This is a genomic window from Allobosea lupini, assembly GCF_900109525.1.
Taxonomy (GTDB): Bacteria; Pseudomonadota; Alphaproteobacteria; order Rhizobiales; family Beijerinckiaceae; genus Allobosea; species Allobosea lupini.
On record NZ_FOAN01000006.1, the window covers coordinates 351,036 to 362,675 of the forward strand.

Below are 11,640 nucleotides of genomic sequence, written 5' to 3' on the forward strand. Positions count from 1 at the left end.
CATGCCGCTCCTGCACCGCCTCGTCCGCACCGACCATCCCGCCATCGCCTTCACCCTCGACGGCGAGCCTTGCGAGGGCCGCGCGGGCGACACCGTGCTGACAGCGATCCTGACCAAGGTCGAGCGCCTGCGCCTCTCCGAGTTCTCGGCCTCGCCGCGCGCCGGCTTCTGCCAGATGGGCGCCTGCCAGGATTGCTGGGTCGTGCTCGAGAACGGCGAGCGCCTGCGCGCCTGCTCGACCGCGCTGACCGCCGGCATGCGCATCCTCACCCGCCGCGCGAGGACGGCATGAGCGGGCAACCGCCCAGCGAGCGCCCGCAGCCGCTGATCGTCGGCGCCGGGCCGGCCGGCATCCGGGCCGCTGAGGGGCTGGTCAAGGCCGGCCTGCGTCCGCTCGTGGTCGACGAGGCACCCGCCTGCGGCGGCCAGATCTACCGCCAGCGACTCGTGCCGGACGGACGCTCGACCCGCGACCTCTACGGCTCAGAAGCGCAGAAGGCCGAGGCGCTGCATCGCGACTTCGCCGCGCTCGACGGCAAGCTCGACTACTGGCCGCAGGCGCTGCTCTGGAACCTCCGCGCCGACGGGGCCGACATCATGGTCGAGGGCACGAGCCGGCAGGTCGCCTATGACGGCCTGATCCTCGCGACCGGCGCGACCGACCGCATCCTGCCGATCCCCGGCTGGACCCTGCCGGGGGTCTTCACTTTGGGCGGCGCCCAGATCGCGCTGAAGAGCCAGGGCTGCGCCATCGGCGCGAGAATCGTCTTCCTCGGCTCCGGGCCGCTGCTCTATCTCGTCGCCTGGCAGTATATGAAGGCCGGCGCCAAGGTCGCGGCCGTGCTCGACACCGCGCCTTTCGCCGCAAAGTTCAACCTGTTGCGCGGATTGCCGCTCTTCCCGGGCATCGTGCTGCGCGGCATGCGGATGACCGCAGAGCTGAAGCTGGGCGGCGTCGGCCTGCATTACGACGTCGGCGATGTCCGCATCGAGGGCAAGAATGCGGTCGAAGCGATCGCCTGGCGCCAGGACGGGATGGAGCATCGCCTCGCCTGCGACGGCATCGGCTACGGTCTTGCCCTGCGCTCCGAAACGCAAACAGCCGATCTCGCCGGCTGCCGCTTCGCCTTCAATCAGCGCGACCGCGCCGTCCTGCCCGAGCGCGACGCCGCCGGCCGCACCAGCGTGCCCGGCGTCTATCTCGCCGGCGACGGCGCCGGCATCGCCGGGGCGGATGCGGCCGAACGCGCCGGCGAACGGGCCGGGCTCGCTCTGCTGCAGGATCGCGGCCTGCCGCACGACGCCACCCGCGCCGCGACTCTGGAGACGGAGCTCGCCCGCATCGGCCGCTTCCGCGACGTGCTGGAAGCCGCCTTCCCCTTCCCGGTGCATTGGGCGCGGGAGATCGCCGACACCACCATTCTCTGCCGCTGCGAGGAGGTCTCTGCCGGAGATATCCGCGCCGCCATCAGCCAATTCGGCGTGCACGAGCTCAACCGGCTGAAGGCTGTCAGCCGCGTCGGCATGGGCCGCTGCCAGGGGCGCATCTGCGGCGCCGCCGCCGCCGAATTGCTGGCGCATGAAACCGGCCGCGGCATCGAGGCCGTCGGCCGCCTGCGCGGCCAGGCACCGGTCAAGCCCGTGCCGCTGACGCTCGCGCTCGCAGCTGAGCAGGAGGCGGCGGAATGAGCCGGCGCCTGTCCGTCGACGTCGCGATCATCGGCGGTGGCCTCGTCGGCTCCTCGGCCGCGCTGGCGCTGCGCGGCATGGGCTTTTCCGTCGCCTTGCTCGACAAGGGTTTTTGCGGTGCGCAGGCCTCGGGCGTGAACTATGGCGGCGTGCGCCGCCAGGGCCGGCCGGTCGAGCAATTGCCGCTGTCGCAGCGCGCGCATGCGATCTGGCCGCGGCTCAAGGCGCTGATCGGCATCGACGGCGAGTTCCTGCGCTCCGGCCATCTCAAGCTCGCCCGCGGCGACGCCGACATGGCCGCGCTCGAAGCCTATGCGGACGCCGTCGCGGAGCAGGGCCTCGACCTCGAGCTTATCGGCCATAACGGCCTGCGCGAGCGCTTCGGCTGGATCGGCGACGACGTCGTCGGTGCTTCCTTCTGTGCAGGCGACGGCCATGCCAATCCGCGCCTGGTCTCGATCGGCTTCGCCGCTGCGGCGCGCCGGGCCGGCGTCGAGGTGCTGGAGAACACGGCGGTCGACGACGTAACCCGCGATGGCGAGGGCTTCGCACTCGAGGCCGCGAACAACCTGTCGCTGCGCGCCCGCTTCGTCATCAACAGCGCCGGTGCCTGGGCCGGTCCCTTCGCCGAAAGCTTCGGCGAGCCGGTGCCGCTCTCGCGCATCTACCCCTCCATGATCGTCACCGAGCCGATGGACCAGGTGATGTCGGTCAATATCGGCATGGAGGGCGGCGGCATCTATGCCCGCCAGGTCGAGCGCGGCAATGTCGTGGTCGGCGGCGAGCGCGCCTTGCCGCTGGCCGATGCCGATTTCTCGCGACCGCGCGGCGATGGCGCGATCGCGATCATGAACAACGCCGCCGCGCTGTTCCCCGGCCTGCGCCATGCCCAGGCGATCCGCTTCTGGAGCGGGACCGAAGGCGCCATGCCCGACAGGAACCCGGTGATCGGCCCGAGCGGGACGACGCCCGGCCTGATCCACGCCTTCGGCTTCACCGGCGCCGGCTTCCAGATCGCGCCGGGCGTCGGCGAGGTTCTGGCCGAACTCGTCCGGGACGGCGAGACGCAGACCCCGATCGCGGCCTTCTCGATCGGCCGGTTCAAGCAGGATTCCGCCCGCACCGACGCTGGCTCGGGTGCGGGGCAAAACCAAGAGCCGCACAACGCAGGGGAGTTGAGACCATGACCAGCCATCGCACCATCCTGGCAGCCGGCGTCGCCACTATCGCGTTCGCCGCGGCCGGCAGCGCCTTCGCCCAGTCGAAGAGGCTCTATGTCGGCATGAACGGCGGCAATTTCGAGAAGACCTTTACCCAGGCCGTCTTCCCGGACTTCGAGAAGGCCAACGACGTCAAGGTCGTGGTCGTGCCCGGCACCTCCTCGGACATCCTCGCCAAGGCGACGGCTGCCAAGGACAAGCCGCAGATGCACGTCATGTTCCTCGATGACGGCGTCATGGTCCGCGCCATCGGCGCCGGCCTCTGCGAGAAGCTGAAGCCTGGCCCGGAGCTCGCCGACCTCACGCCCGGCTCGCGCATGAAGGACGACATGGCCGTCGGCATCGACCTCGGCATGACCGGCCTCGGCTACAACAAGAAGCTGTTCGACGAGAAGGGCTGGCCGGCACCGACCTCGTGGATGGACCTCGCCGATCCCAAGTACAAGGGCAAGGTCGTGTTCCAGTCGGCCTCGGCTTCCTCCTTCGGCCTGCACGCCTTCCTGATGTTCAACCGCATCCAGGGCGGCACCGAGGCCAATGTCGAGCCGGGCTTCAGCAAGTTCCGCGACACCATCGGCAAGAACGTCCTCGAATTCATCCCGAGCTCGGCCAAGATCGCCGAGATGGCCCAGACCGGCGAGGCGGCGATCTTCCCGCTGACGCCGACTGCAATCTCGACGCTGAAGGAGAAGGGCATCGGAGTCGAATACGCCCAGCCCAAGGAAGGCTCGGTCGTGCTGATGGTCGCCGAATGCGTCATCGCCAAGAACTCCGAGCCGGAGCTGGCACAGAAGCTCGCCGCCTATCTGCTCTCGCCCGAGGCTCAGTCCAAGGCGCTCGCCGCCGGCAACATCGTGCCCTCGAACACCAAGGCCAAGGCTACGACACCCGAGGCCGAGAAGAAGCTCGAGGCCTTCCATGCCAACATGAAGAGCGCCGTCACCCTCGACTGGGACCAGATCAATGCCAAGCGGCCGGAATGGAACAGCCGCTGGAACAAGATGATCGAGCGCTGATCCGAGCCCATCTGCGAACGGCCCGCCGCAAGGGAAAGGCCCTGGCGGCGGGTTTCGTGCCATCAGATACTTTTAGACTGCACGCATTCCTTGCATTTTAAGGTTTGCCGTCCATGATTGCATCGAAATCGGTGCGGCCCTGCCTGCCCTGAAGCGAAGCGACATGGTGGTGGGATGACGCAGTCGGCCGCACTGGCCTCGCCAGCCCCGGGCGGGGATGAGCAGATCGAGGTCATGGCCAAGACCGGCCTCGAGGAACTGACGACGCGTCTCGCCAAGGCGCGCGGGGTCGAAGAGATCCTGCGGGTCGTCCGCGGCGGCGCCCGCAGGCTCGTCGGCGCCGACGGCATCAGCTTCGTCCTGCGCGAGGGCGACAAGTGCTTCTATGCCGACGAGGACGCGATCGGCCCGCTCTGGAAGGGCCAGCGTTTCCCGCTCGACCGCTGCATCTCCGGCTGGGCGATGCTGCATGGCGAGGCTGTCGTCATCGAGGACGTCTACGCCGACGATCGTATCCCGCACGCCGCCTACCGGCCGACCTTCGTGCAGAGCCTCGTCATGGTGCCCGTGCACGCCGACGATCCCGTCGCCGCGATCGGCGCCTATTGGGCGCGCCCGCACAAGCCGTCCGACGAAAGCGTCGAGATGCTCAAGCGCATCGCGAACAGCGCCGCGGTCGCGATGACCAATGTCGCGCTGTTCTCCTCGCTGAACGCCGCGCGCGAGGAGGCGGTGCGCGCCAAGGACGCGCTGATCCTCGCCATGGCCGCGCTCGCCGATACCCGCGACAACGAGACCGGCGACCATATCCGCCGCACCCAGCACTATGTCCGCGCGCTGGCCGAGGCGGCGCGTCGGCACGGTCTCTACCAGCCGCAGCTCGACGCCGAGCTGATCGAGCTCATCTACAAATCGGCGCCGCTGCACGATATCGGCAAGGTCGGCATTTCCGACGCCATCCTGCGCAAGCCCGGCAAGCTCGATGCCGAGGAATTCGCGATCATGCGCACCCACGCCAGGCTTGGGCGCGACGCCATCGCCAATGCCGAACGTTATTTCGGTGGCACCACAGGCTTCCTGACGATCGCCAAGGAGATGGCTTATTCCCATCATGAGCGTTGGGACGGCCAGGGCTATCCGGAAGGCCTGGCCGGCGAAGCGATACCGCTCTGCGGGCGGATCATGGCGATCGCCGACGTCTACGACGCCCTGGTGTCGGACCGCGTCTACAAAGCGGCGATCCCGCACGCCGAGGCGGTGAAGGTGATCGAAAGCGAGCGCGGGCGCCATTTCGATCCGGCGCTGGTCGATGTCTTCCTGGAGATCGCTCCGGTCTTCCAGGAGATCGGCGAGCAGTTCGGCAAGCCGGCCTGAGCCTGCCGGCAGCGCGCTTGACCGCTGCCTGGCCGGCGCCTCCCGAACCTGCGCTTGCCGGCTCCGGATTTGACAGGCAAGCCTGCCTCGCTACATTTCTGCAATCGATTACATCACCGATCAGGCGGTCGATCGCGAGCTCCGGCAAGGGGCCGCACCAGCGGGAGGGTCGCGATGAAGACCATGAAGGGGCCCGGGCTCTTCCTCGCCCAGTTCGCTGGCGACGAGGCGCCGTTCGACTCGCTCGACGCGATCGGCCGCTGGGCGGCGTCCCTCGGCTACAAGGGTGTCCAGATTCCGAGCTGGGATGTCCGCCTGTTCGACCTTGCCAGGGCCGCCGAATCCGACGCCTATTGCGACGAGGTCAAGGGCACGCTCGCCCAGTACGGCCTGTCGATCACCGAGCTCTCGACCCATCTCCAGGGCCAGCTCGTCGCCGTCCATCCAGCCTTCGACGAGGCCTTCGACGGCTTCGCAGTGCCTGCCGTGCGCGGCAACCCGAAGGCGCGGCAGGAATGGGCAGTCGAGCAGATGAAGCTTGGAGCCAAAGCCTCGCGCCGGCTCGGCCTCACAGCCAATGTCAGCTTCACCGGCGCGCTCGCCTGGCCCTTCGTCTACCCCTGGCCGCAGCGCCCGGCGGGGCTGGTCGAGACCGCCTTCGCCGAGCTCGGCAGGCGCTGGCGCCCGATCCTCGACGCCTATGACGAGGCCGGCGTCGACCTCTGCTACGAAATCCATCCGGGCGAGGACGTCCATGACGGGGCGACCTTCGAGCGCTTCGTCGATGCGGTCGGGGGCCATCGCAGAGCCTGCATCAACTACGACCCCAGCCATTTCCTGCTGCAGCAGCTCGACTATCTCGCCTTCATCGACATCTACCATGAGCGGATCAAGGCCTTCCATGTGAAGGATGCCGAGTTCAATCCCAACGGGCGTGTCGGTGTCTATGGCGGCTACGAGCCCTGGATCGACCGCGCCGGCCGCTTCCGCTCGCTCGGCGACGGCCAGGTCGATTTCGGCGGCATCTTCTCGAAGCTGGCGCAGTATGATTACGAGTCCTGGGCCGTGCTCGAATGGGAATGCGCGCTGAAACACCCTGAGGACGGCGCGCGCGAAGGTGCGGAATTCATCGCAGCCCATATCATCCGAGTGACGGAACGTGCCTTCGACGACTTTGCCGCCGGGGGCACCGACGAGGCGGCGAACCGGCGCATGCTGGGCCTCGCCTGAAGGGGATGGCCATGGCGATCGAGGGCTCGACGACGCAAAAACTCAATCGCCGTCTCCGCCTCGGCATGGTCGGCGGCGGGCGCGGCGCCTTCATCGGCGCGGTGCATCGCATCGCTGCAAGGCTCGACGATCGCTGGCAGCTCGTCGCCGGCGCTCTCTCCTCCGATCCGGAGCGCGGGCGCCTCTCCGGCGAGGACCTCTTGCTCGACCCCGCCCGCCTCTATGCCGACGCCGCCGGGATGGCCAAGCGCGAGAAACGCCGCAAGGATGGCATCGATGCGGTCGCGATCGTCACGCCGAACCATGCCCATGCGCCGGCGGCAAAAGCCTTCCTCAAGGCCGGCATCCATGTGATCTGCGACAAGCCGCTGACGACGAGCCTGCGCGAGGCGGAAAGCTTGGCGAAGCTGGCCAAGGACAGCGGCCTGATCTTCGCGGTCACGCATAACTACACCGGCTACCCGCTGGTCCGGCAGGCGCGCGCCATGGTCGCCGAGGGCGCACTCGGCAAGCTGCGCGTCGTCCAGGTCGAATACGCACAGGACTGGCTCGCCACCAAGCTCGAGGAGAGCGGGCAGAAGCAGGCGGAATGGCGCACCGACCCGGCGAGGTCAGGCCCCGCCGGGTCGATCGGCGATATCGGCAGCCATGCCTTCAACCTCGCCGAATTCATCGCGAACGACGAGGTCGAGGCGCTCGCGGCCGAAGCCCATGTCTTCGTCGAGGGCCGCCGGCTCGACGACAACGCCCATATGCTGCTGCGTTTCAGGGGCGGGGCGCGCGGCATGCTCTGGTGCAGCCAGGTCGCGGCCGGCCAGGAGAACGGCCTGCGCATCCGCCTCTATGGCGAAAAGGGCGGGCTCGAATGGCAGCAGGAGAATCCGAACCTGCTGATCCATTCGCCGCTCGGCGAGCCGCCGCGGCTGATCCGGCGCAACGGCGCCGGCGCCGATCCCGTCGCCAACGCCGCCTCGCGCATCCCCGCTGGCCATCCCGAGGGCTATCTCGAAGGCTTCGCCCAGCTCTACACCGATATCGCCGAGCAGGTCACGGCCCGGATCGAGGGGCGCGAGCCCGCCCCGTTCTCGACGCTGGTGCCGACCGTCGCCGACGGCGTCCGCGGCGTCCGCTTCATCGAGGCGGCGGTGCGGTCCTCGGCCAGGGGTGCGCGCTGGCTGGAACTCTGACGATCTCGATCCCGCTTGTCCTTCCCATCAGCTACACGGCATAAGCAGCGCCGACGACAGGGAGGACGACGCCATGGAATTCCGCCCCGATATCGGCCAGCTCTCGCCGACCGTGCGCGAGCATCTGGCGCCGGCCAACCTGCTGCGCGCCGGCATCAACCTCTCGAACTTCCTGCTGGTGTCGAGCCGCGGCCCGCAGGGCGAGCCGCAAGGCGTCTCGCCCGACATGGCCCGCGCCCTCGCCGATCTTCTCGGCACCGGCCTGCGCTATGTCCCTTACGAGAATCCTGGCCTGCTCGCCGACGCCGCGCCTTGCGACGAATGGGATGTCGGGCTGATTGGCGCCGAGCCGCAGCGGGCCGAGGCGATCAGCTTCACGCCGGCCTATGCCGAGATCGAGGCGACCTTTCTCGTCCGCGATGCCTCGCCGCTGCGCGAGATCGCCGATGTCGATGCTGAGGGCGTCCGTATCGCGGTCAGTGGCCGGGCCGCCTATGGCCTCTGGCTCGATCGCAATATCCGCACGGCTGAGCTCGTCCGCTCCGGCACGCTCGACGATTCCGCTGCCGATTTCGTCTCGAAGGAACTCGACGCGCTCGCGGGCCTGCGCCCGCGCCTGCTCAAGGATGTTGCCGTCATTCCCAGCACGCGCATCCTCGACGGCCACTTCATGACCGTGCAGCAGGCGATCGGCGTGCCCAAGGCCAAGGCTGAGGCGGCAGACTATCTCGCGAAATTCGTCGCAGCAGCGAAGGAATCCGGCTTCGTCGCGGCGCTGATCGCCAGGCACGGCGTGCAGGGGCTGAGCGTCGCGCGGTAGAGTCAGATCGCTTCCCGTCATTGCGAGCGCAGCGAAGCAATCCAGGGCGGCAGAGCTCTACGTCCTCTGGATTGCTTCGTCGCCACGCTCCTCGCAATGACGATATCTCGCCCCCGGCGCGGCTTAAGCCCCTGTCCCGTCCGTCCCGGCACCGCAGACCAGCGCGCAGACCCTGCTGCCGGGCGCAGGCACGAAGCGCTTCGCCTGCAGCGCCGCGACCGCCGCCGCGCCCGAAAGGTCGGCGGCGATGCCGAACTCGAACCAGAGCGATTGGGCTGCCTGCTCCATCTCCGCGTCGCTGACCAGCACGATCTCGTCGACATGTTTCGCGACGGCCTCGTAGATCGCCTGGTCGGTGCGCCGGCATGACATCGTCGCGACCCGCGTCTCGAGCTTGTCGAGCGTGACCAGCTTGCCGGCTTCGAGGCAGGCATGCAGCGTCGGCGAGCCATAGGGCTCGATGCCGATGATCCGCGTCTCCGGCCTGAGCGCCTTCACAGCCGTCGACAGGCCGGTGATCAGCCCGCCGCCGCCGATCGCGACGAGGATGACATCGACATCGGGAAGCTCGTCGAGGATATCGAGGCCGAGCGTGCCCTGGCCGGCGACCACCACGGGATCGCTGAACGGATGGGCATAGGTCGCGCCGGTCTTTTCGGCGTAGGCGAGCGCCGCGGCATTGGCGTCGTCCCAGACCGCACCGACGATCTCGACCTCGGCGCCCCATCTCTTCAGCTTGGCGACCTTGTCGGCCACGACATTGGACGGCAGGAAGATTTTCGCCTTGACGCCGAGCACATGGGCCGAGCGGGCGATGGCGAGCCCGTGATTGCCTCCGGATGCCGTGACGACACCGCGCGCCAGCTCCTCGGCCGAGAGCGTCAGCAGGCGGTTCATCGCGCCGCGCGCCTTGAACGAGCCCGCCGCCTGCAGCAATTCGAGCTTCAGCGTCACCGTGCCGCCGAAATCCTCGCGCGAGCTGAGCTGGCCATAGGGCAGGATCGGCGTCTTGCGGATATGCGGCTGGATTCGCCAGCGCGCCGCGCGGATGTCGTCGAGGCCGATCACGAGAGCACGCCGCGATAGGGCGCCGCCACGATCAGGCAGCAATTGCCCGGCCGGACCCGGCCCGGCTGACGCCTGCCATAGAGGATGCCGTCGGCGGCGTAATGCAGCATCTCCGGTGGCCGGGTCGGGTCCCAGGTGCAATGGATCTTGCCCGCCGGCTGGCCAGCGCTGACCTTTTCGCCATTGGCATGGAACGGCTCGAAGATGCCGTCGGCCGTGGCGTAGACGTAAGCGGCGGTGCCCGGCAGTTCGAGCACCTGCCCATCGCCGCGGCGCGGCTCCGGCTTGTCGCGGGCGACGATGCCGAGATGGTCGAGCACATTGGCAACGCCGCGGCGGCAGATCTTTAACGCCTCTAGCGAGACCGCGCCGGCGCCCGCCATCTCGGTGCCGACCGTGACGAGGCCCTGCCGGCAGGCAGTCGCCGTCGCGGTACGCGGCTCGCCGAGATTGGCGATCACCACCGTCATCGGCGCATCGAACGCCTGCACCGCCGCGACATTCCGCTTGTGCAGCCCGGGATCGTCGGTCGGCTCGACGATCGCGCTCGGGATGATGTCGAGCGAGGAACCGCCGGAATGCAGATCGAGGAAGGCGTCGCCGAGCGGCAGGATGTGGTCGCTGACGAAGGCCGAGATCTGCTGGGTGATGGTGCCGCGCGGATCGCCGGGGAAGGTCCGGTTGAAATTGAGGCCGTCCACCGTCGACGTCCGCTGGCCGGCGATAACGGCATGGACATTGTTCGCCGGCATCAGGATGAGCCGGCCCTGCACGCGGCCGGGATCGAGATCGCGGATCAGGTCGCAGATCGCGATCGGCCCCTCGTATTCGTCGCCATGGTTGCCGCCCTCGAGGATCGCGGTCGGCCCCGAGCCGTTCTTGATGATCGCGATCGGGATCCGCGTCGCGCCCCAGGCGTCGTCATGCGGCGAATGCGGGATCATCAGGAAGCCGACCTGCTTGCCGTCCTTCTCCGGATCGACGGTGAGGAAGGCGGAGGACGCGCGCGGCGTCGGCTTCTGGCGGGGGCTGGTCATGGGGGGCTCGATCGGACGTGGCTTGGGAAGCCTTCCCCGCAACGAGGGAAGGTCGAGACGGGTCGTCATGCTCGGGCTTGCCCCGAGCATCTCAGGCAGGTGAGGCTCCGGTCAGAGCCTTCTGGTCAGGAGATTCTCGGGTCTGCGCTCCGCTTCGCCCGAGAATGACGGCAGCGAAGATCCGTCACAGCGTCGGCAGCGGGTCCATCGGCATGTCCAGGTACTTCTTGTGCAGCCGGTCGAGCTCGCCGTTCATCGAGGCGTAGAAGATGAAGCTGTCGAGCCAGCGCACGAGATTATGCTGGTCCATCTGCACGCCCATATGCGCCGGGCTGCGGCGGATGACGAATTTGCGCTCGAATTCCTTGTTCGGGTTCTGCTTGGCCAGCGCCTGGGCGACGATCGAGTTGGTCGCGAGCAGGTCGGCCTGGCCGGTGATGTAGGCCGCGGCCGCGGTCGCGTCGTCCTCGGTGCGCATCACATTCGCCTTGGGTGCGGCTTCGGTGATGGCGAGTTCCTGCGTCGTACCCTTTGCGGCGGCGATGCGGGCCGAGCCCAGCGTCTCCGGACTGCTGACGGCGGCGGACTTCGCCCCGTAGACCGCCAGGAAGGTGTTGGCATAGGGCGCGGTGAACATGATCTGCCGGGCGCGCTCCGGCGACAGGCCCATCACCGAGATTACGATGTCGACCTTGTCGGTCAGCAGGAACGGAATGCGGTTGGCGCCGGTGATCTGCTGCATCTCCAGCTTCACGCCGAGGCCTTTGGCGACCATCTCGGCGAGCTCGATGTCGAAGCCGACCGCCTTGCGGTTGGCGTCCTGCGAGCCGAAGGGCGGCGCGTCGAGCGGCACGCCGATCCGCACCACGCCCTTGGACAGGATGTCCTGGAGCTTGTCGGCCTTGGCCTCGACCGCGCCGAACGCAGCGATCGCCATCGCCGCGAGCCCTGCAAACAGTTTACGCATCTGTCTCTCCCCTTGTTGACCGCTACTGGAAC

11 protein-coding genes are annotated in these 11,640 nt (G+C 68.3%); 8 read left to right on the forward strand and 3 right to left on the reverse strand.

Annotated features, from left to right (window positions below; translation table 11 throughout):
• Position 1 precedes the first annotated feature (1 nt).
• The 8 genes from BMZ21_RS19500 to BMZ21_RS19535 all read left to right on the forward strand — a co-directional run bounded on the left by BMZ21_RS19500 (position 2) and on the right by BMZ21_RS19535 (position 8,536).
• Positions 2-292 (forward strand): (2Fe-2S)-binding protein, encoded by a 291-nt coding sequence (locus BMZ21_RS19500; RefSeq protein WP_091837917.1) that lies wholly within the window; start codon positions 2-4, stop codon positions 290-292.
• Positions 289-1,689: an FAD/NAD(P)-dependent oxidoreductase gene (locus BMZ21_RS19505; RefSeq protein ID WP_091837919.1), complete on the forward strand. Its 1,401-nt coding sequence runs from the start codon at positions 289-291 to the stop codon at positions 1,687-1,689. The genes BMZ21_RS19500 and BMZ21_RS19505 overlap by 4 nt, the downstream gene beginning before the upstream one ends.
• A complete protein-coding gene (locus BMZ21_RS19510) occupies positions 1,686-2,876 on the forward strand; it encodes an NAD(P)/FAD-dependent oxidoreductase (protein WP_091837922.1) in 1,191 nt (396 codons plus the stop codon). The genes BMZ21_RS19505 and BMZ21_RS19510 overlap by 4 nt, the downstream gene beginning before the upstream one ends.
• Positions 2,873-3,925, forward strand: a complete 1,053-nt coding sequence (locus BMZ21_RS19515) for an ABC transporter substrate-binding protein (RefSeq protein WP_091837924.1) — start codon at positions 2,873-2,875, stop codon at positions 3,923-3,925. Before BMZ21_RS19510 ends, BMZ21_RS19515 begins: the two co-directional genes overlap by 4 nt.
• A 174-nt stretch (positions 3,926-4,099) precedes the next feature.
• On the forward strand, positions 4,100-5,299 hold the full coding sequence (locus BMZ21_RS30630; RefSeq protein ID WP_091837927.1) for an HD-GYP domain-containing protein: 1,200 nt from the start codon (positions 4,100-4,102) through the stop codon (positions 5,297-5,299).
• A 174-nt stretch (positions 5,300-5,473) separates the two neighbouring features.
• Entirely contained in the window at positions 5,474-6,529 is a 1,056-nt protein-coding gene (locus tag BMZ21_RS19525; protein WP_091837929.1) for a sugar phosphate isomerase/epimerase family protein, read from the forward strand.
• Between the two features lie 11 nt (positions 6,530-6,540).
• A complete protein-coding gene (locus BMZ21_RS19530) occupies positions 6,541-7,716 on the forward strand; it encodes a Gfo/Idh/MocA family protein (protein WP_091838339.1) in 1,176 nt (391 codons plus the stop codon).
• Between the two features lie 73 nt (positions 7,717-7,789).
• Complete coding sequence (locus tag BMZ21_RS19535; RefSeq protein WP_091837931.1) at positions 7,790-8,536, forward strand: transporter substrate-binding domain-containing protein; 747 nt, start codon at positions 7,790-7,792, stop codon at positions 8,534-8,536.
• 123 nt (positions 8,537-8,659) lie between these two features.
• On the opposite strand, the gene BMZ21_RS19540 is transcribed toward BMZ21_RS19535, so the two are convergent.
• From BMZ21_RS19540 to BMZ21_RS19550, 3 genes are all read right to left on the reverse strand, one after another.
• A complete protein-coding gene (locus BMZ21_RS19540) occupies positions 8,660-9,604 on the reverse strand; it encodes a threonine ammonia-lyase (protein ID WP_091837934.1) in 945 nt (314 codons plus the stop codon).
• Positions 9,601-10,641 carry a succinylglutamate desuccinylase/aspartoacylase family protein gene (locus tag BMZ21_RS19545; RefSeq protein WP_091837936.1) on the reverse strand — a complete coding sequence of 347 codons (1,041 nt, stop codon included), beginning with the start codon at positions 10,639-10,641 and terminating at the stop codon, positions 9,601-9,603. The genes BMZ21_RS19540 and BMZ21_RS19545 overlap by 4 nt, the downstream gene beginning before the upstream one ends.
• 184 nt (positions 10,642-10,825) lie before the next feature.
• Positions 10,826-11,608 (reverse strand): transporter substrate-binding domain-containing protein, encoded by a 783-nt coding sequence (locus tag BMZ21_RS19550; RefSeq protein WP_158673482.1) that lies wholly within the window; start codon positions 11,606-11,608, stop codon positions 10,826-10,828.
• Positions 11,609-11,640 lie beyond the last annotated feature (32 nt).